Genomic DNA, 20,073 nt, shown 5'->3' on the forward strand with positions numbered 1-20,073 from the left:
TCATTCCCATGTGCTATGAGTAAAGCAATAGTACACATGTTTCAGGACAGGCCAGTGACTATTACCTAAAAAATATGATTTTTTTCCTCTTTGTTAAAGCAAACTTCCTGATAAGAATGAACAAAAAAAGCAGTCATTACTAAATTCGCTCTAGGCTACATTTACATTTAACACCTTTCCCCTTAGATAGGTTGAGATATATTCATCCCCTTGTTAAAGGGATAACTATTCTTAATGCAAACAAATCATCTAAAAATATTACCAAACAGAACTTTTTGAATTTTTAGTCTATAACTATTATAATGATTAAAAACAGATAAGTGGGTGCAGAAAAATGGAACATTTGTCGACTGCAATACTGACAGATATATTGACTGAAAAAATCAAACGAGACACAAGTGAAGAATATGGAGAATTTGTCAGCTCCCTTAACTCATTAACAGAGAAACAAACAACGGTAGAAGACCTGAAACAGGTTGAAAATCATTTTGATAAATTCCTGCCTCAACTCGATTTAGTGATTTCCACTCAAGGACATGAAGAGATCATGAATATGAAGGCGACCCTCTTAGACCTATTCGCGAATGACTTAAGCTTCAAATCAATTTACCTTTTGTCTGCTGCCTTATCCAATAAAAAAGAACTTACACACTTGAACCAATTTATGTATCCGGTTACTTATTGGGCACCCGTCATTAAGTCGAACGAATTACTTACAAACGCTGGATAAAACAAAAAAGCTGCTGATAATCGCTTCAGCAGCTTTTTATATTTATCCAGCAGTATGTACCTTCAAACAACATACCCTAATATTTTTAAACGATTTTCAACAAAACTCAATGCGTATTGGAATACGTCATCCCGCTCTGGTTCGTTGAAGATTTCGTGATAAAGTTTTGGCCATTCTTTGTATTGTTTTTCACTAGCCAAGTTATAATTAAACCACTCTCGAACCGCCTTTTTATTCACGATTCGGTCATCTCCGCCTTGCATCAACAAAAGAGGCACATCCTGAAATTCAGGAATCTCTTCAAAGGCATCCTTCATAGCCTGTGCAAGCTCACKATACCAGCGAATCGAAACCTTTGTAATGTATAATGTATCATTTTTATCTGATTCACGGACTTCAGAACTTCTCGTAGCCATTTCAGGTGTTAAGCCGGAATCGACTCTGAACTTAGGCATCACGAGGTTCAATCCATGCGAAATGGCTGTTAAGAACCTGCGGGGCTTCGTCACGAGGCCCAGACATGGTGAAGATAAAATCACCCCTGCAATGTCCCACTCTTCTTCCTGAAGTAAGCGTATCGAAATCAAACCACCCATGCTGTGTCCAAGCAAAAAGACTGGCAGCGAATATTCATAGGCATCTTCTATCCAGCTTTTTACTTCGTCTAAATATTCGTCAAAGGAATCGATATGTCCCCGGTAGGCACGAGTTGTCATCCCCTGCCCAGGAAGGTCGCCCATGACAACATGATATCCGGCTGAAAGCCACATTTGCGTTACCCACTTATATCGGCCGTGATGCTCCATTGCCCCATGAATGATGACAATGACGCCTTTTGCGTCTCCTTCTGTCTCCCATTTCCACATTCGAAATCCCCCTTTCACTTTTCTCTTGTTGTATACGATCAATGATAGTTGAAAAATAATATATATAAATTATAACCATATTCATGATTTTCGACAAAAAGGAAGTCTAACAAGTTCTACATTTTTATTATAAATAGCCAAGTCTATTTACATACGGTATATTAAAATAATACATAAAAACATCTACTTCGGAAAGGAAATGATTAAAAATGATTATTTATCCATTTAAAGGTAAAGAACCTGAAATCTCTGAAAGCGCTTATATTGCTGAAAATGCAGTCGTGACAGGTGATGTGAAAATCGGCGACGAAACGTCAATCTGGTTTAATACCGTTATACGTGGCGACGTTGCCCCTACTATAATCGGTAATAAAGTAAGTGTACAAGATAACAGCGTTCTTCACCAAAGTCCAAATAATCCATTAATTATCGAAGACGAAGTAACCATAGGCCATCAGGTTATTTTACATAGCTGTAAAGTTCGTAAAGGAGCTCTAATCGGCATGGGGTCGATTGTACTTGATGCAGCAGAAATCGGGGAAGGAGCTTTTATCGGTGCTGGAAGTCTTGTCCCCCAAGGTAAAATCATACCACCAAACACATTGGCATTCGGCCGTCCAGCTAAAGTCGTACGCGAAATTAACGATGAAGATCGCAAGGATATGGAACGTATCGTCCGAGAATATGCTGAAAAAGGACAATACTATAAACATGCAGAACGCATTAAATAATTCATGTAAACTCACGAGTAAACTTGCATAATTCACGAGTAAAAAACTAAAACTCACGAGTAAAACTACATAATTCACGAGTAAAAACCTAAATGGCTGGTTTAAATAGGATTTCTTGAATTATTCCCTCAGTCGACAAATTTATTCCATTTCACAATTGAAAAAGGTGCCTCGCTAGTTGCGAGGCACCTTTTACTTTTATTTGATTACGCTTGTGCTTTTAAAATTTCAGCTTTATCTGTGCGTTCCCAAGGAAGATCAACATCTGTACGGCCAAAGTGTCCGTAAGCAGCTGTTTGTTTGTAGATTGGGCGACGAAGATCAAGCATTTTGATGATACCAGCTGGACGCAGGTCAAAGTTAGCGCGTACTAGATCAACTAGTACTTCTTCGCTTACTGTTCCTGTTCCGAATGTATCAATCGAGATTGATACAGGCTCTGCCACACCAATTGCGTATGCCAATTGTACTTCCGCTTTGTCAGCAAGGCCAGCAGCTACGATGTTTTTCGCAACGTAACGAGCAGCGTATGCCGCAGAACGGTCAACTTTTGTTGCATCTTTACCGGAGAATGCACCGCCACCGTGACGAGCGTAGCCGCCGTACGTATCAACGATGATTTTACGTCCAGTAAGACCAGCATCCCCTTGAGGTCCGCCAATTACAAAACGACCAGTTGGGTTAATGAAGTACTTAGTCCCAGCATCGATTAATTCAGCTGGTACAACTGCTTTAATCACATGTTCTTTTAAGTCAGCTTGAATTTGCTCAAGAGTTACTTCTGGATCATGTTGTGTTGAAATAACAATTGTGTCAACTCTTACAGGTTGATTATTTTCATCATACTCCACCGTTACCTGTGTTTTACCATCAGGACGTAAGTAAGCAAGCGTTTCATCTTTACGAACTTGAGACAAGCGGAATGAAAGTTTATGAGCTAATGAAATCGGAAGTGGCATAAGCTCTTCTGTTTCATTGCAGGCAAAACCGAACATAAGCCCTTGGTCCCCTGCACCGATTGCATCGATTTCTTCATCTGACATAGTTCCTTCACGAGCTTCCAACGCTTTGTCTACGCCAGCTGCGATATCAGCAGATTGCTCATCAATAGAACTCAATACGGCACAAGTTTCAGCATCGAAACCGTATTTCGCACGTGTGTAACCAATTCCTGCAATCGTATCACGAACGATACGTGGAATATCCACATAAGCGGACGTTGTAATTTCACCAGCAACAAGTACAAGACCTGTTGTTACACTTGTTTCACACGCAACACGTGCATTTGCATCCTTAGCAAGGATAGCATCTAAAATGGAATCTGAAATCTGATCACAAATCTTGTCCGGATGGCCCTCTGTAACAGATTCAGAAGTAAATAGACGTTTCTTTGACATCATATTTCCTCCTTGGAAGTTAGTATGTTGTAGGCAAAAGCCTGATTTTTTACGGAACTCGTTTTCCCTTATTAGCTTCAACTATAGACACAGAATTACTAAAAAACACAAAAACCTTCCCTGGCAAATGAGGAAAGGTTTAAAATTCTGTCATCTATCCTTTCACTCTTATCGTTCAAGGGTTTTTTACCTTGCTCAGGTTAGCACCATCACCACTATTCCTTGAAGAACTATCGCTTTATTTTCGGCGATTGATCTTGGAGTCAAGTTCAATATGGCAGGTTGCTGGGTTTCAAAGGGCCTGTCCCTCCACCAACTCGGGATAAGAGAATCCGTACAATTTAAGATATTATCGTATTTGGTCGGAATCTGTCAATGCTTTTCGAAAAAGAACATTTTTCCCCATCACAGCTTTCACGAAAAAAAATGTGCTAATGCTCTGTCATTATTGGATTTTCGATGTAGAAAACCAACGAAAATGTAGAAAATTACCATAGATAAAAGAACATGAAAAAGCGGAATTCGAACCGCATAAAACTTTTTAGGATTTTGCCTTTTGATGTAATAGTAAGTTGTTCTTTTCTTAATTTCTTCCTATTAAATAAAAGAATCAAACCTTTTTTATATTCCTGAAACGAGACCCATTCGATCAAAATTCTAATCTTGATAATGGGCTTTCTTCCTAATTACACCACCCAGTTCAGATTCCTCATTCAAGTATATGCAGGAACCCGAACTCGGTTCATAACGCATTTTAAAAAATGATTAAGGAAACCATATAAAAAATAATCACAAAAAAAAATAAATAGTATAGACTATTTAAGTGAATGTGTTATACTAATTGTAATATAAAAACTTAAAACAAAGGAAGGTACCTCATATATGAATTCTGTAGATGTTTCTAATGAGTTACACCAATTATTGTCAGGAAATAATGTGCAAACTCAACTTTCAGTTCCCCAATTGGTTGAAAAAGTATTAAGCAGAAACGAAGGCGTTTTGACATCAACTGGCGCAGTAAAAGCTGAAACAGGCAAATATACTGGCCGTTCACCTAAAGATAAATATATCGTAGACGAAGCTTCTGTGAAAGACAAAGTAGATTGGGGTTCCGTAAACCAACCAATCTCTGAAGAAGTATTCAATAAACTATATAATAAAGTAGTTGACTACCTAAAAGCAAAAGAAGAGATCTTTGTTTTCAAAGGTTTCGCTGGCGCAGACGAAACCTCACGCCTTCCCATCCAAGTTGTAAATGAATATGCTTGGCATAATCTTTTCGCTCACACTTTGTTCATCCGTCCAAATGAAGAAGAACTAAGAGGTCACGAATCAGAATTCACGATTCTTTCTGCACCTAATTTCAAAGCAGATCCAGAAGTGGACGGAACTCAATCCGAAACATTCATCATCGTGTCATTTGAACGCCGTACTATCTTAATCGGTGGAACGGAATATGCAGGTGAAATGAAAAAATCGATCTTCTCAATCATGAACTACCTACTTCCAGAAGCTGGAATTCTTCCAATGCATTGCTCTGCTAACGTAGGACGTGAAGGAGATGTCGCTTTATTCTTCGGACTGTCTGGTACTGGTAAAACAACTTTATCTGCAGACACTAATCGCAAACTGATTGGTGATGACGAGCACGGCTGGTCTTCTAACGGTGTATTCAACATCGAAGGCGGCTGCTATGCAAAAACCATTAACCTTTCACGTGAAAAAGAACCGCAAATTTTCGATGCCATCCGTTTCGGTGCCGTATTGGAAAACGTAGTTGTTGACCCGGAAACACGTGAAGCAAACTACGATGATAGTTCATTAACAGAAAACACTCGTGCTGCATACCAAATGCAAGCGATTGATAACATCGTGAACCCAAGTATCGCAGGACACCCAAATACAATCATTTTCTTAACTGCTGATGCTTCAGGCGTACTGCCTCCAATCAGCAAACTTTCTAAAGAACAAGCAATGTTCCATTTCTTAAGTGGGTACACAAGTAAATTGGCTGGTACTGAAAGAGGAGTAACTTCACCAGAAGCTACATTCTCAACATGCTTCGGTTCACCATTCTTGCCCCTTCCTGCTACACGCTATGCTGAAATGCTTGGAGATAAAATTGACGAGCATGGTGCAAAAGTATACCTTGTCAACACTGGATGGACTGGCGGTGCATACGGAACTGGTAGCCGTATGAAACTTGCTTACACTCGTGCGATGGTACAAGCAGCACTTGAAGGCGAATTAGCAAACATCGAGACAATCAAAGACGATATCTTCGGTTTGGATATTCCACTTCATGTTCCTGGTGTTCCTGACGAAGTGCTTCAACCAATCAAGACTTGGGCAGATCCTGCTGCATATAAACAAACAGCAACAGCTCTTGCTGCTCAATTCCGTGCAAACTTTAAAAAATTCGGAAACGTTCCAAGTGAAATTGAAGAACTTGGCGGACCGACTGCTTAATCTTAATTAATAGAAAACAAAAGGACCAAGCGAAACTTGCTTGGTCCTTTCTTTATAAACTGACTAATCTAAACGATAAATCGACCATCACGATCTCACTCCTGTAAAAGCCACATTAACCTGAAGCGCCAGTATTTTTGAATTAAAAACAGCCAAGAGGCTGTCTCCTATGTTCCAGATGGTGTCTTCCCCTTTGTTTCACAAAAGCCCAGACAAAGGTCTCCTGAGCCAAATCCTCTACATCCTGTTTGCCAATATAATAAACTAGAAAGTTCATCATACTTTTTTCATACGTATGATTCCACTCCCTCTTGGTCCGCCACCTATAAATAGCGAGTAGGTGGGGCCAGGCCAACCAATTCTGCTCTTCCCATGTCCCATAGGAATTCATATTTACAGAACATATAATAATTATCCGATCCCTATTATTATTTCAAATGATTTTTTTAACATGTTGCACAACTATAAAGGGTGCTGACTGAGTCAACACCCTTTATATCCCTATCATATCCGGCCTTGCAGAATCAGTTGTTTATTAGATAATCATTTTTTTCCTTACTTCTTTCAAATGTTCTGTTTTATATTCGAATACATTGCCTAAGTTGGCAATTTGGATGTTATGTTTATTAGCATCAATGCAATTCCGAGTATCCAAAATCATTTTATGAGCCATCTTGTTCGATAGTTTATCATAATCCATTTCTTTAAATTCATTATGATCGGTTAAGACAAGAATCAGGTCGGCATCTTTTACAGCGTCTTCGACAGAAACGACTGGCATTTTCCCAGATTGGACATGTGGGTCATGCAAGGATACTTCCACCTGATCCATGCTCATTAGGATATTTACAACATCAATGGCTGGGCTTTCACGGATATCATCTACATTTCCTTTGTAGGCAAGTCCAAAAACCGCTACCTTTGGTTTACGGATCCCCTCAAGTAACATCCTGACACAATTGACGATATAATACGGCATCGAAACGTTCGTGTCGCGGGCTAATTTGATGATTCTAGCTGTCTCAGGAGCTTTAGCGACAATGAAATAAGGATCGACCGCGAGACAATGTCCACCTACCCCTGGTCCTGGTTGATGAATATTTACACGTGGATGCTTATTTGCCATTGATATGACATCCAATACATTGATATCCAATTCGAAGCAAACTTTAGCCAACTCATTCGCAAGAGCAATATTCACATCACGGAAGGTATTTTCCATCAGCTTGGACATTTCAGCCGTTTTCGCATCCGTACGAATGATTTCCCCTTTAACGAAAGTTTCATAGACAAGACTTCCTTTGTGGGAGCAGGCTTCTGTGATGCCGCCAACGATTCGGTTATTATGCACCAATTCTTCTAGTATTCTCCCTGGCAAGACACGTTCCGGACAATGTACGAGAAAGATGTCTTGCCCGATCGTTAGCCCTGTCATCTCAATCAATGGCTTGATATGATCATCCATGCTCCTTGGTGCAATCGTCGATTCGATAATGATGACATTTCCCTTCTGAACAAAAGGAAGAATCCTTGAAGTTGCTTGCATAACATAGGTTAGATCACAGGATTGGTGTTGATCTTCATTGTTTGGAGTTGGGACCGCAATGATGAAAACATCCGCAGACTCCGGATTCAAGGTAGCACGAAATCTTTTAGCATCAAGCGCTTCATTTAACACTTCTTCTAGTCCAGGTTCTTCAATATGGAGCTTTCCATTATTCAATTTAGTAATAACATCAGGATGGATATCCACGCCAACAACATCTACACCGTGTTTTGCGAACATTAAAGATGTTGGAAGTCCTATATAACCTAGTCCCATTGTACATAATTTCATAATAACCACTCCTCATCATATTTTCTTCTAGTATTCTAGTTATTGTTAAGCTGATTGATAGATTTGGATGAAGATTTCTTTCTCTTGTTYCCAATTGTATTTAAGGCGGGCATTCAGACAGTTGCTGCTCATTTCCGCTCTTTTTTCTGGATGCTTTAATAAATAATTGACTCCGTCCGCAATAGAACGGGGATCATGGGAGTCGACACACACACCAATTTTCTCAGTCTCGACTACCTTTTGAATTTCTGGAAAGCTACAGGCGATGACGGGTACTCCGCTCATCATATATTCAAATAACTTATTGGAAGAAGCAGAATAATGATTAAAGCAGACATTATTCAATACCTGAAAACCTAAATATGCGTTTTTGGTATAATGAAGCAAATCGTCAACCGGTACCTTCGGGATAAATTTCACCCGATGTTCGAGACCCATTGACTCTACCTTTTTTATTAATTCAGGCTTGATCTTTCCATCTCCTATAAAAACTAGCGTTCCTGCTTCCATCATTGGCACAGCCTCAACCACTTTCTCTAGCCCTCTGCCTGTTTGAATGCCACCTTGATATAACAATATCGGCTCGTCCTCTGGCAGCATGAGCAACTCGTGTAAATCCACGACTGTACTTTCCTCAGGCAATGTAGGGATTGGGTAGTTATGGACCACATTCGGATACAGACCGTATAAGTCTTCATTATATTTAGCACGAGTATGATTTTCGGCGATCATTTCGTCGACAAATTTTAATAGAAACTTCTCTTGTATCCCGTAAATCCGGCTATTATAACCGGTTCTGCTTGTTTGAACTTCATGAGAATCATATATGAGCTTTTTACGTCTTAGAAATTTACTGCTGATCGCTCCCTGCATTAGCGTATTCAAATCATTCGAATGGTAAAAGTCATACCTCTTTTTCCGGCCGTAATGAACCATTTGAAAAAAAATATAGCTTCTTGTCAAAAGAATCGGTAGCTTTGTTTTCGTCACAATTGTGGCGATTATTGCAAGAAGCGCCATAACACCGACTAATACGACAGTACTGATCCAGCCCGTTATCAGGTTCATGTTCAACAAGGTATTCCAAACCAATAAAGTGAGAACGGTCAATTCAAACATCTTATTTTTTGTTTTTTTTACGATATTAAGTACTCTATTAAGTCTTTCCCAGCGATTATTCACTCGAATGACATTAAATCCATTTTTATGTTTCTCTTTTTTTGGTAATTCTTCATTTTTCCAGTTATGAATTGCAATTAAGTCGACTTCATAACCTGCTTCGGTAAGAGCAGTGCATTCCCTTAGAACCCGTGCATCGTTGGTAAAATGATTCCACACAAACATACATACCGTCTTCGCCATTTTTACCTCCACTTTTCCAGATATGCCGTCAGCTAGATGCTTCCATCACGTTAATGAGCCCTTGAATATTTTTTGACCATAGAAAATTTTGTTCCGCATATCGATGGCCATTTTCTCCAAGCTCTTCGCGAAGAGCTTTCTCAGAGGCCATTGTTAGAATATGTTGACTGATTTCATCAACCTTTCTACTATCTGCCACCATCCCGCATTGCGCTTCTGAAATCATTTGTCTGGCACGCCCGGCGACATCACCGACAATCGGTTTCCCTACGCACATATAGTCAATGATTTTTCCAGGCAGCACCTTGTTAAAGACATCCTTCTCAACTAAGCTTACATACGCAATATGGGAAGAGGATACTTCATTAAGAGTCACCCTCCTATTCATCGCTTTGATGACCCTTATATTGGTCAAGCCTTTAGAGGAAATCTCGTCTTGCACTTCGGACATTCGATATCCATATCCAATAATCGTAAACTCAATTTGTTTATGTTCTTTCAGTTTTTCAGCCACTTCTATTAACTTTTTAATATCTTGGGCAAGTCCGATATTACCCGTATAAACGACTTTAATCCTATTTTCCGAAATGGGTGGAAGCCTTTTTTTCAAGTTCAGCTCGTCTGCAGTAAGCGAGTTTGGAATGAATTGGATATCATCATTCTTTACTCCTTTTGAAATGATATAATCCCTAAATCCAGGACTATTGATGATAATTTGATTAGAGTGTTGATATATTTTTCTTTCAAGGAAAAAAGCCATTTTCAAGATCCACTTATTCGTGAATACGCCTACTCCCTGCAGTGATTCGGGCCATAAGTCTCTTACATCGGTTATTAGCTTTGCCTTCATCTTTTTCTTGGCAATCAATGCCGCAAATATCGGGAAAATAGGTGGTGTCGTGACAAACACATAGTCATATTTTTTTTCCAGTCGAATGATTGTATAAATGAAAAGCCACATTGCTTCCAAATAATGAAGCAAGCGTCTCCCCATATTGCTTGTATACCTCTTCACTTTATCTGGTTGAATCCTGATGATATCTTTCTCCTCAATATCGACTTCATCCCAAAAATGGGCATCTTGATATAAACTTTGGTGAGGATAACTCGGCTTCAAAGTGATGACTGTTACCTCATAGCCGCTTCGCTTCAAATTGAGATATACATTTTTCATCCTGTTTCCTGCACTCCCAATTTCAGGATAAAAGTTTTGTACAATCATCAGGACACTTTTCATATGAGCCTATCACCTCTATTCTTAAAATGTTCATCGTCCTGCTTTTTATTGTAAATGGACGATATTAAGTGGGGGTTAAAGAAATATAAAGTCCTTATTAACTTTGTAAATATTCTGTTAATTGTTGCGTCAAATAAATATTTCTTAAGAACAACTCGTTATAATAGGGAGGAAATAAAGAAAGCGAGGAAATCATAATGCCTAAAAATCGTTTAAGGGTCATGACTGTGTTTGGGACAAGACCAGAGGCCATTAAAATGGCACCTGTCGTATTGGAGTTGAAAAAGCATCAAGAATCGATTGAAAGCATTGTAGTGGTCACCGCCCAGCATCGGGATATGCTTGATCAAGTCCTGCAATGTTTCCAAATAAGACCAGACTACGATTTAAATATGATGAAAGAAAGACAAACATTAGAAGAGATCACAACTCGCGGGATTGGGGAACTGAGCGCCCTTATGAAAGAACTACAACCAGATATCGTGCTCGTTCATGGAGATACAACGACGACTTTCATCGCCAGCCTAGCCGCTTTTTATAATAAAATTCAAATTGGTCATGTTGAGGCTGGTCTTCGGACTGGTAATAAGTATTCTCCGTATCCTGAAGAAATGAATAGACAGCTGACAGGCGTCTTAGCTGATTTGCATTTTGCCCCGACAAATCAAGCAGCAGAAAATCTCATTTTGGAAAATAAAAAGAGTGATTCGATCCATATTACCGGCAATACAGCCATCGATGCTTTGAAAACAACGGTTCAAAAAGACTATGAGCATCCAATTCTATCCGGTTTAAATGGAGATCGTATGCTATTGATGACAGCGCACAGACGAGAAAATATCGGAAAACCAATGGAAGAAATATTCCGTTCCGTCAAACGGCTGCTTGAAGATCACATGGATATCCAAGTCGTCTTCCCACTTCATAAAAACCCAGTAGTCCGCGAAATTGCTTATCGGATTTTTGGTGAAACGGAAAGACTTCACTTAATAGAGCCGCTTGAGGTGCTTGATTTTCATAATTTTGCGGCGCACGCCCATCTAATACTGACAGATTCCGGAGGGGTGCAAGAAGAAGCTCCTTCACTTGGCGTTCCTGTCCTTGTGTTACGCGATACGACAGAACGGCCAGAAGGAATTGAGGCTGGTACCCTTTTATTGRCAGGAATTGAGGAAGAACGAATTTATCAATTAGCCACAGACTTACTTACAAATGAAGAAACCTATAAAAAAATGGCGACAGCTTCTAACCCATATGGAGATGGATTTGCCTCGAAGCGAATAGTCGAAATACTTTTAGAGAAATTGAGTGCTGATAACAATAAGATGATAAATCGGCCAACCCTCTCATCCTAATTTTTATCATTTATTAACGTTAGAAAGAACGATAAATCAAAAGAAGAAGCCTAACACTCTTTAAGAGGTTGCTAGGCTTTTTCTAATTCTTCTTATATATTAGATTTTAAAATGATTCACTTCCATTTTAAGACTCTCGGCCAGGGTTGCTAGTGATTGAGCGCCTTCAGAAATCTGTTCAGTCGCTGCATGCTGTTCTTCAGTTGCAGCACTTGTATCATTTGCCCTTTCTGCTGAAGTAACCGCTATTTCTTTTATTGCATTCGCACCAGCGGCTACATCCTTGGTCATCGCTTGAATTTCTTCTATAGCAGAGGATACGGATTCAATTTGCTCACTCACTCCTCCAACTGCGGATTTAATATGATTGAACACCTGGAGTGAGTTTGCTGAAGCAGAAAGTCCATCTTCTGCTTTCTTACTTCCAATATTAATTGATTCGACGCCTTTTTCGGTAGCCTCTTCGATCAATTTGACCATTTTTTCAATTTCTGAGGCTGATATTTTTGATTGTTCAGCAAGTTTTCTGACTTCATCAGCCACTACTGCAAAACCCTTTCCATTTTCTCCGGCACGGGCCGCTTCAATTGCAGCATTTAATGCCAGTAAGTTTGTTTGCTCAGAAATGTCCGTAATTAATGTCGTAACTCTTTGAATTTCACTTGAATGCTTCGACATTACTTCCATTATGCTCGCTGACTCGTGAATCGTAGTGTTTATATTATTCATTTGGGTAGTTACATCATCTATAATGTTAGATCCTTGTTGAACAAGTGAATTCACAGATTCTGCGGAGGCAAGCATTTCGACATTACTTTCGGTGATCTGCTCGATAGCTGCAGCCATTTCATTCATAGAGTTTACTGAGTTCTCTACAATAGTGACCTGCCGAGCTGTCCCTCTCATATTTTCTTCAGCAGTTGTTGCGACCATCTCCGAAGAAGCTAGGCTTTCTTCAGAGCTTGCCGACATTTGTTCTGCTTGAACAGCAAGTTGTGACGAAGAATCCCTCATATTTAAGACAATCGCTTTAAGTTCCGCAACCATTTTATTAAAAGCACCGGCCATTTCACCAATTTCGTCTTTGTTTCGAATCCGAATTTCTTCTATCTGTAAATTACCGCCTGCAACTTGACCAATTGCTTCTGTAAGTTTGCGAACCGGGCGAGAAATACTGCGACTCAGGACGATTGGTAAAATAATACTAAGGATGAATCCAAAGATTATTAGCAATACAATAATTCTTTCCATATCCTTTACTTTATCGTTCAAATCTTCCCGAGTCTCTTGTAAATAAGCATTTTGATTGTCACTTAGTTTTTCAGCTTTTTCCAAGATTGTTTTTTCCAAGACACTTGCTTTATCCGTTTTCTCAGTTATATCTAGATCCTTCGCACTATCGCCTTGCTGCATGCTGATAATTATCTCTTCAGCCAATTCCATATATTCAAGTTTTGCGTTATGTATCTCTTCCAACAATTCGATATCGTCTTGTGATGTAAATGTTTTTCCAAGATTTTCGTAAGCCTCCTCAAACATTTCGTTTTTAACTACTCTATTTTCCAAATATGTAGAATCCTTATAGATAATATAACCACGAACATCATTTGAAACAGCTTGCTGTTTGTTAATCATTTCATCTACCAGATTGATCTTTTTCACTCGATCATCCAATAAAAAAGTATATTGTTTATTCAAATCGGTGATGATCCAGAGATAAAAGAAACCTATAGTCATAAGAAATATAAGTATAGACAAAAAACCTGCCCATAATTTTTTTGATACAGATAATTTCACGTTAAATACCCTCCAATTAATCAATAATTTTTAATTTTCAAACTCTATAAATAATATCGGTTGCATAGTGCCTTTTTTCTAGTCAGTTCACGAAAACACAATAAAATTAACTTATATCAAAAAACTAAGCAGTTTGGGGTAAAGTAAAAAAGAAGATATGATAATAAAGCGGGAAGTGTTGATCAGCATCGTCCATTTGAGGCTTCGTAAAAAACATGCACAGCATGAAACATCCTTTTCGGCTTGCCAATTAGCGACCTAGTACCCAATTGCATCTTTTGATTACTTCACTGTACGATTTAAAACTAAGCAAAAAAGACCACCAAATTGGTGATCTTTAGGAATTTCTAATTTTCATCTCTTATCCCTTAATTAACCGGACATTTTTTCCAAAGTTTGAACCTACGCTTTTTAAATAAAGTAAGACGGTTAAGAATATGACTACCTCAGATAATGGAATGGCCAGCCATGCTGCATTTATTCCAAATATAAGCGGCAATGTTAGCAGGAATAAAAGCATGAAAATAAATTCGCGTCCAATCGTAATCCAAGCGGCCATCTTTACTTGCCCAATTGATTGGAAATAGGTCATCATAACGAAGTTGACTCCCATTAGGATATATCCGCTAAAGAAGATTCTAATTCCAATTGTAGCAAGCTCTTTTACATCTTGAGAAAAGTCTCCGAATAAATCTACAATATAAGGTGCCGCCACTTGTCCCACCAGGGTAATAGATATTCCTGCACCAATTGCTGTGAAAATGGCAATGCGAACCGTTTCGCGCTTCCGCTTATCATCTTTTGCACCATGATAATAACTTACTAGTGGCTGTATTGCCGACCCGATGCCAAGAAACATCAACAGCATAACACTATGTGCATAATTGACAATAGAAAATGCAGCTAATCCGTCGGTACCAGCAAGGCGCGAGAACGCATTATTATGAGCAATAGTAAAGACTGATACACCTATCTCAGCTAAGAAACTAGGAAAGCCAATCATCATTGTCATAATGAAAAGTGACTTTTCAAAACGAAAATTGACGAGGCGAAGCGTGTTCTTCTTCGTGAAAAAGTGCGTGCTGAGAACCAGTATGCCCAAGGCAGCTGCAATGATTGTTCCGTATGCAATCTCGCGCACCCCTAAATCTAGTACATACAGGATAATGAAGTTTAAAACGAAATTGGAAATGGCTGTGACGATAAGAGATGCCATGGCCAGATTCGGATTACCGTTGTTCCTGACGAATATGCTTAAGGTGTTTTCTAGGGTGAAAACAAAACCCAGCATTAAAAATACGTTCATGTAGTCCGTTGCAAAGGGAGCGGTTGCTTCATTGGCCCCTAGTGCATAAACAAGCTGATGGTGAAAAGCGTAGGCAATCAGACCAATGATTACGGTGAATATTGTGATTAGAATGATGGAATGGGTGAAAATAAAGCGTGCCCGATTATAATCCTTTGCCCCCATGCTTTGTGAATAAAGCGTTGCGCCGCCTACCCCGATCCAAATCGACATCGCTACAAAGATTGTATAAATGGGCCCTGCAATATTAACTCCTGCAAGGGCAACCGATCCAAGCTTATTGCCGACCATCACGCCATCGACAACAAAGTTCAATGCCATCAATACCATTCCGATCATAGAAGGAATCAGATAGCGCAGAAAGACCTTTCCTGTCGATTCTATCTCCAATAGATTTTGTTGTTGTTTTTCTCTTAATGACATTTATACCATCTCCTGCTATTGACCTTACTTTGAAATTCCTCTCCAAAAAATAGTCCATGACGCCGCAAGTTTTTCCGCAACTCGGTCTGGATTATCGGCATAAACAAGTTCGACCATAATGGCCACGATGACGCCTGAATACGCCAGTGTCAGGGTTCGCGCATCTCCTGAGTTTAAAACCCCAGCGGATATCCATGTTCCGAATATCTTTTCCATTAAGGCTTCCTGTTGAACCTGAAGATCATCAGTCTCTTTCTGAATTTCATTGTATAGATGTGTTGGTGGAAAGAATCCCATACGAAGCCAGAACTTTAAACTCTCAACCTCCTGGAACATCTTTATCATTTCTTCCAAAAATCCGTATAGCATCTTTTCCGGATCACTTTTTTTCATGATATTGAAATACTCAACATAAGACGACAGTTCCATTTCCTTGGCGTCTTTAAGTACAGATAAAAACAGATCGTCTTTCCCTTTAAAATGAGAATATATTGATTGTTTTTTTATCCCAACATCTTCGGCAATTTGAGAAAGTGAAGTACCCTCATAACCATGAATCGTAAAATATTTGAGTGCTGCTTTTTTTATTTCATCGCTTTTCATAATGTTCACCTTTCATTGCTGAATATTATTTTTTGTATTTCTGATAATCCTATCATAACCTAACGAACGTTCGTCAGGCAAGTTTTTTCTTTTTGTAAATTTAAGGTTTACCTCCTATTGAAATAAAGATTGGTCCGATTGAAACCCTTCTATAAAGGAAGGTTAATGGTGCTACATTATTCCCTAGTATTAAAAGGATTATAATGTCTGCCTGTAGAAATGATAGTCAAAAATAAAAAGGAGGGTTCAAAATGAAACATCAGATTACCCCATACTTAACATTTGATGGACAAGCTAGAGATGCATTAGCATTTTATGAGGAAGTATTTCAAGCAGAGGTTATTGATATACAATCATTCGGGGACGCTGATTTCCCAACACCTGAAGAAGCAAATGATAGGATCTTGCATACTAAGATTAAAAAAGGTGAGTTATTGGTCATGGTATCTGATACGTTTCCTGGAAATCCCCTTGAAGTCGGGACCAATATTTCTCTCGTGCTGGAGTGAGAAAGCGAATCAGAGATCCAGCATTTATACGAGACATTGCGTGAAAAAGGAACAACCTTAATGGAACTTCAAGATACCTTTTGGGGTGCACGATTTGCTAAGGTCAAGGATTGCTTTGGCGTTCATTGGGACTTGAATTACACAAAATGAATCAAAAAAATGGCCGAAAAATACCAATAGTATTTCCGGCCATGTATTATTATTTAAAGTCTTTATTTTTGGGGAAAAAGTAAAAATGAACATATCAAAATAATATATATTACTCTTTTGAACGCCTCTTATTAAATCACGTGAAGATAATTCAAGACATTTTTGCCGATCAGTAAAATGGTGACACAAATAAATAATATACGTACATAGGCAGCACCTTTTTTTATCGCAAAGTTCGATCCTACTAATGCTCCGACAACCATTGCGAGGCCCATCGGAATTCCATAGACAAAATTGACTGACCCCATTGATAAGAAAATAATAAGTGCGGCAATATTGCTACCAAAATTAAGTACTTTTGCATTTCCAGCAGCCTTAACAAAATCAAATCCAATAATCAAAAATGAAAACAATAAAAAAGAGCCTGTACCAGGACCAAGAAAACCATCGTAAAAACCAATAGCAAATATTGCGATGATCAACATAATCATTTTCTTCCGTTTTAGCCCTTTATATTTTGCGTCTTTACCCCAATCCCTTTTTACAATCGTATAAATTGCGACGATAACTAATAAGATTAATATGAGCGGCTTTAGGATTTCAGCGGAAACAAAATGAACCACATATGCCCCTAGAATCGCACCAATCACAGTAATCGGAAAAAGCTTCATGACAAATTTGAAATTCACTTTTCCAGCTCGAATAAATGAGATTGTACTCGTTAAAGAACCCATCGAGCTTGCCAATTTATTAGTAGCAAGGGCTGCTGAAGGTGATATCCCTGTAAATAATAAAGCAGGAATGGAAATTAACCCTCCTCCGCCTACAACAGAGTCAATGAACGCAGCAATAAAACCAGCAAGTATTAAAAACAACAAAGTATAGAGATTAATTTCCTCCATATATTCTCCTCCCTTCAAAAACAATAACTCTATTATACTCCCACTTTCTGTATCTGTATTTCTGGAATTTTAATGAAAATGAATATTACCGATTACTCTTTTTCATTTAGAAATTCAAACAGTTTTCCCTCTGAAGTTACCGTAAAACCGTGTCGTTTTAGCAACGCAGCCGTAACTCCATTCCCAACCTTTTTCTTCCCCTTAAATTCACCATTATAAATCGTCGAACTGCCACAGGATGGACTGTCTTCTTTTAAAACTACAAGTGTGGCACCTACTTCTTGAGCCTTTTTTAATGTTAAATTTGCCCCCTTTATGTACAAATCCGTTACATCCCTACCAGACTTTTCGATTATTTTTGCATTCCCATTAAGGACATCTTCACCATCACCGCCAATTATCTCAGCAGGTTCTCTGGGAGTTGAAAAGCCCCCAAGCAACTCAGGACATACAGTGATTGCCTTTTTTTCTTCTAACAATCTCATAATTCTATCATCTAAGCTATGTGTACCGTTGTATCTTACCTCTAAACCTGCTAGACAAGAACTTACTAAAATCATTAAAATCACCTCATCATATTAGCTTAACAATATTTTATCATTCTTCTTAAATAATATGATTTGAACGATTAAAATCTGCTGAAAATTGTTATGGTCGAATTATTAGCTACGAGGGTCGATTTATCTTCGCGTAGGACGAATTATTCGCGTGTAGGACGAATTATCTCCGCGTAGGACGAATTATTGGCGCGTAGGACGAATTATCAGTGCATAGGTCGATTTATTGGCGTGTAGGACGAATTATCAGTGCGTAGGTCGATTTATTGGCGCGTAGGTCGATTTATTAGCGCAAAGGACGAATTATTGGCGTAGGGCGATTTATCAGTGCGTAGGGCGATTTATCAGTGCGTAGGGCGATTTATCAGTGCGTAGGGCGATTTATCAGTGCGTAGGGCGATTTATTGACGTGTAGGTCGATTTATCAGTGCGTAGGACGAATTATTCGCGTGTAGGTCGATTTATTAGCGTGTAGGTCGATTTATCAGTGCGCAGGACGAATTATTGGCGTTTAGGTCGATTTATTCGCGTGTAGGACGAATTATTGGCGCGTAGGTCGATTTATGCGTACGTAGGTCGAATTATTCGTGTGTAGGTCGATTTATTAGCGCTAAGGACGAATTATTAGCGTGTAGGTCGATTTATCAGTGCGTAGGTCGAATTATTCGCGTGTAGGACGAAATTTCCGCAAAAAAGGTCAAATTCCACCAACCAAACCAAAAAAAAGCGCTTGCAGAGAAACTATTTCTCGGCAAGCACTTCATTTATTCAGTTGGTTGAGTTTAATGATAACAATTGGTACGTAATGGTGGTTTTTTCGTTGGTCCATTCAACTTTTTGAATAACTGCTGTTCCGCTTGAGTCAGATTGAATAGTTTTACGGACGTCAATTGGAATGTCGATTGGATATAACCGATAGCCTGCTTTTGTTAGGCTGAAAATATTTTCTTGTTCTCGAATTTCGTTTCCTTTTGTAACGATCATGGTGTTGAGTTCCATAGGCATGCCCATGTATATCTCCTCCTCTGGCCAATGTATACTTCATTCTAACATTATTCCGTTTTATTTTTCATCCAAGTTGTTAAATCTTCGACTACTTTTCTGTTGACGGCTGGCGGGAAGTAATGTGTGAATTGAGGAAAATACCAGCTTTCTACCTCTTTATCATGGGTTTTCAACCGTTTTTCCAGCCGGTACGCATGTTCAACCGAGACATTGTCATCCAGTTCACCATGAATAATCAGAACAGGAACATTCAATTCTTCAATCGCAAACAACGGAGTCCGGTATTCATATTGGTCTGGGTATTTTTTAGGCGTGCCGCCGATGACTCGCTTCATCATGCGGCGCATATCGACCCGTTCTACATAGGTTAAAAACATATCTGACACACCGCCCCACGTTACAATTGACGCCGCATTCTTACAATAGATTCCAGTCCAAAGCGCCATGATGCCGCCACGGGAAAATCCGAGAATATGAATATGTTCCTTATTCACTCGGGGATGTTGCTCAAGCAGATTGAACCCGGATATCGCATCGAACCGATCTTCGCCGGCAAAATCCTCATCTCCCTCGCCACCTTGATTCCCCCGGTAAAAAGGGGCAAATACGATGAATCCTTCTGCAGCATACTGGATAATTCTTGCAGGCCTCACCTTGCCTACATTTTTAATCCCACCTCGTAAATATAAGAAGGCATCGTGCATCTCACCATCCACCGGTTCAGCTAGCAATCCCTTAACCTTCAAGCCCTGTGATATGTATGTAATTAAATAAAGATGGATTTCTGGATGCGGTGATGGAAACCGCTGTTTTGAAATAATCGATCCGTTCTCCAAT

Annotated in this window: 18 protein-coding genes and 1 riboswitch; of the genes, 6 read left to right on the forward strand and 12 right to left on the reverse strand. The window is 39.1% G+C overall.

The window, feature by feature from the left end; translation table 11 throughout:
- Nucleotides 1-334 precede the first annotated feature (334 nt).
- A complete protein-coding gene (locus AC1DUW_RS03350) occupies nt 335-730 on the forward strand; it encodes a hypothetical protein (RefSeq protein ID WP_053347892.1) in 396 nt (131 codons plus the stop codon).
- Between the two features lie 62 nt (nt 731-792).
- Here the strand turns inward: AC1DUW_RS03350 and AC1DUW_RS03355 are convergent, their stop codons facing one another.
- Nucleotides 793-1,596 (reverse strand): lysophospholipase, encoded by an 804-nt coding sequence (locus AC1DUW_RS03355; RefSeq protein WP_477642002.1) that lies wholly within the window; start codon nt 1,594-1,596, stop codon nt 793-795.
- Nucleotides 1,597-1,808: 212 nt separating this feature from the next.
- Between AC1DUW_RS03355 and AC1DUW_RS03360 the strand changes: the two genes are divergently transcribed.
- Nucleotides 1,809-2,327, forward strand: a complete 519-nt coding sequence (locus AC1DUW_RS03360) for a gamma carbonic anhydrase (protein ID WP_053348187.1) — start codon at nt 1,809-1,811, stop codon at nt 2,325-2,327.
- A 206-nt stretch (nt 2,328-2,533) separates the two neighbouring features.
- Here AC1DUW_RS03360 and metK read toward each other — a convergent pair whose 3' ends face one another.
- The gene (gene metK, locus AC1DUW_RS03365) at nt 2,534-3,727 is read right to left on the reverse strand and encodes a methionine adenosyltransferase (protein WP_053347894.1); all 1,194 of its coding nucleotides are present in this window, start codon (nt 3,725-3,727) and stop codon (nt 2,534-2,536) included.
- Between the two features lie 162 nt (nt 3,728-3,889).
- Nucleotides 3,890-4,053: riboswitch (SAM riboswitch) on the reverse strand.
- A gap of 553 nt (nt 4,054-4,606) precedes the next feature.
- On the opposite strand from metK, the gene pckA reads away from it, so the two are divergent.
- Nucleotides 4,607-6,193 carry a phosphoenolpyruvate carboxykinase (ATP) gene (pckA, locus tag AC1DUW_RS03370; RefSeq protein WP_477642003.1) on the forward strand — a complete coding sequence of 529 codons (1,587 nt, stop codon included), beginning with the start codon at nt 4,607-4,609 and terminating at the stop codon, nt 6,191-6,193.
- Nucleotides 6,194-6,728: 535 nt separating this feature from the next.
- On the opposite strand, the gene AC1DUW_RS03375 is transcribed toward pckA, so the two are convergent.
- From AC1DUW_RS03375 to AC1DUW_RS03385, 3 genes are read right to left on the reverse strand one after another with little or no spacing between them, the layout of a single operon-like run.
- Complete coding sequence (locus tag AC1DUW_RS03375; RefSeq protein ID WP_053347898.1) at nt 6,729-8,030, reverse strand: nucleotide sugar dehydrogenase; 1,302 nt, start codon at nt 8,028-8,030, stop codon at nt 6,729-6,731.
- Nucleotides 8,031-8,075: 45 nt separating this feature from the next.
- Nucleotides 8,076-9,392: a glycosyltransferase gene (locus AC1DUW_RS03380; RefSeq protein ID WP_477642004.1), complete on the reverse strand. Its 1,317-nt coding sequence runs from the start codon at nt 9,390-9,392 to the stop codon at nt 8,076-8,078.
- Between the two features lie 28 nt (nt 9,393-9,420).
- Complete coding sequence (locus AC1DUW_RS03385; protein ID WP_053347900.1) at nt 9,421-10,629, reverse strand: glycosyltransferase family 4 protein; 1,209 nt, start codon at nt 10,627-10,629, stop codon at nt 9,421-9,423.
- Nucleotides 10,630-10,826: 197 nt separating this feature from the next.
- On the opposite strand from AC1DUW_RS03385, the gene wecB reads away from it, so the two are divergent.
- Entirely contained in the window at nt 10,827-11,984 is a 1,158-nt protein-coding gene (gene wecB, locus AC1DUW_RS03390; RefSeq protein WP_477642005.1) for a non-hydrolyzing UDP-N-acetylglucosamine 2-epimerase, read from the forward strand.
- 99 nt (nt 11,985-12,083) lie between these two features.
- Here the strand turns inward: wecB and AC1DUW_RS03395 are convergent, their stop codons facing one another.
- The 3 genes from AC1DUW_RS03395 to AC1DUW_RS03405 all read right to left on the reverse strand — a co-directional run bounded on the left by AC1DUW_RS03395 (nt 12,084) and on the right by AC1DUW_RS03405 (nt 16,113).
- Nucleotides 12,084-13,781 carry a methyl-accepting chemotaxis protein gene (locus AC1DUW_RS03395; RefSeq protein ID WP_053347902.1) on the reverse strand — a complete coding sequence of 566 codons (1,698 nt, stop codon included), beginning with the start codon at nt 13,779-13,781 and terminating at the stop codon, nt 12,084-12,086.
- A gap of 361 nt (nt 13,782-14,142) precedes the next feature.
- A complete protein-coding gene (locus AC1DUW_RS03400; RefSeq protein WP_477642006.1) occupies nt 14,143-15,510 on the reverse strand; it encodes an MATE family efflux transporter in 1,368 nt (455 codons plus the stop codon).
- A gap of 24 nt (nt 15,511-15,534) precedes the next feature.
- Complete coding sequence (locus AC1DUW_RS03405) at nt 15,535-16,113, reverse strand: TetR/AcrR family transcriptional regulator (RefSeq protein ID WP_053347904.1); 579 nt, start codon at nt 16,111-16,113, stop codon at nt 15,535-15,537.
- A gap of 251 nt (nt 16,114-16,364) precedes the next feature.
- On the opposite strand from AC1DUW_RS03405, the gene AC1DUW_RS03410 reads away from it, so the two are divergent.
- Entirely contained in the window at nt 16,365-16,622 is a 258-nt protein-coding gene (locus AC1DUW_RS03410; RefSeq protein WP_477642007.1) for a VOC family protein, read from the forward strand.
- A gap of 15 nt (nt 16,623-16,637) precedes the next feature.
- Nucleotides 16,638-16,772, forward strand: coding sequence for a VOC family protein (locus AC1DUW_RS03415; RefSeq protein WP_477642014.1), 135 nt, complete (start codon nt 16,638-16,640; stop codon nt 16,770-16,772).
- A 131-nt stretch (nt 16,773-16,903) separates the two neighbouring features.
- On the opposite strand, the gene AC1DUW_RS03420 is transcribed toward AC1DUW_RS03415, so the two are convergent.
- From AC1DUW_RS03420 to AC1DUW_RS03435, 4 genes are all read right to left on the reverse strand, one after another.
- Nucleotides 16,904-17,674, reverse strand: a complete 771-nt coding sequence (locus tag AC1DUW_RS03420; protein WP_053347905.1) for a TSUP family transporter — start codon at nt 17,672-17,674, stop codon at nt 16,904-16,906.
- Nucleotides 17,675-17,766: 92 nt separating this feature from the next.
- Nucleotides 17,767-18,234 (reverse strand): 2-thiouracil desulfurase family protein, encoded by a 468-nt coding sequence (locus AC1DUW_RS03425; RefSeq protein ID WP_477642008.1) that lies wholly within the window; start codon nt 18,232-18,234, stop codon nt 17,767-17,769.
- A 765-nt stretch (nt 18,235-18,999) separates the two neighbouring features.
- Entirely contained in the window at nt 19,000-19,242 is a 243-nt protein-coding gene (locus AC1DUW_RS03430) for a DUF2584 domain-containing protein (RefSeq protein WP_053347907.1), read from the reverse strand.
- A gap of 41 nt (nt 19,243-19,283) precedes the next feature.
- Nucleotides 19,284-20,072 carry an alpha/beta hydrolase family protein gene (locus AC1DUW_RS03435; protein ID WP_053347908.1) on the reverse strand — a complete coding sequence of 263 codons (789 nt, stop codon included), beginning with the start codon at nt 20,070-20,072 and terminating at the stop codon, nt 19,284-19,286.
- Between the last annotated feature and the right edge of the window lies 1 nt (nt 20,073).

The organism is Peribacillus sp. P4_C12, assembly GCF_056402095.1.

Coding starts and splice junctions, on each gene's coding strand:
- AC1DUW_RS03410 (WP_477642007.1), top strand. CDS start 16,365: ATGAAACATCAGATTACCCCATACTTAACATTTGATGGACAAGCTAGA.
- AC1DUW_RS03405 (WP_053347904.1), bottom strand. CDS start 16,113: ATGAAAAGCGATGAAATAAAAAAAGCAGCACTCAAATATTTTACGATT.
- AC1DUW_RS03375 (WP_053347898.1), bottom strand. CDS start 8,030: ATGAAATTATGTACAATGGGACTAGGTTATATAGGACTTCCAACATCT.
- AC1DUW_RS03400 (WP_477642006.1), bottom strand. CDS start 15,510: ATGTCATTAAGAGAAAAACAACAACAAAATCTATTGGAGATAGAATCG.
- AC1DUW_RS03425 (WP_477642008.1), bottom strand. CDS start 18,234: ATGATTTTAGTAAGTTCTTGTCTAGCAGGTTTAGAGGTAAGATACAAC.
- pckA (WP_477642003.1), top strand. CDS start 4,607: ATGAATTCTGTAGATGTTTCTAATGAGTTACACCAATTATTGTCAGGA.
- AC1DUW_RS03350 (WP_053347892.1), top strand. CDS start 335: ATGGAACATTTGTCGACTGCAATACTGACAGATATATTGACTGAAAAA.
- AC1DUW_RS03430 (WP_053347907.1), bottom strand. CDS start 19,242: ATGGGCATGCCTATGGAACTCAACACCATGATCGTTACAAAAGGAAAC.
- metK (WP_053347894.1), bottom strand. CDS start 3,727: ATGATGTCAAAGAAACGTCTATTTACTTCTGAATCTGTTACAGAGGGC.
- AC1DUW_RS03420 (WP_053347905.1), bottom strand. CDS start 17,674: ATGGAGGAAATTAATCTCTATACTTTGTTGTTTTTAATACTTGCTGGT.
- AC1DUW_RS03385 (WP_053347900.1), bottom strand. CDS start 10,629: ATGAAAAGTGTCCTGATGATTGTACAAAACTTTTATCCTGAAATTGGG.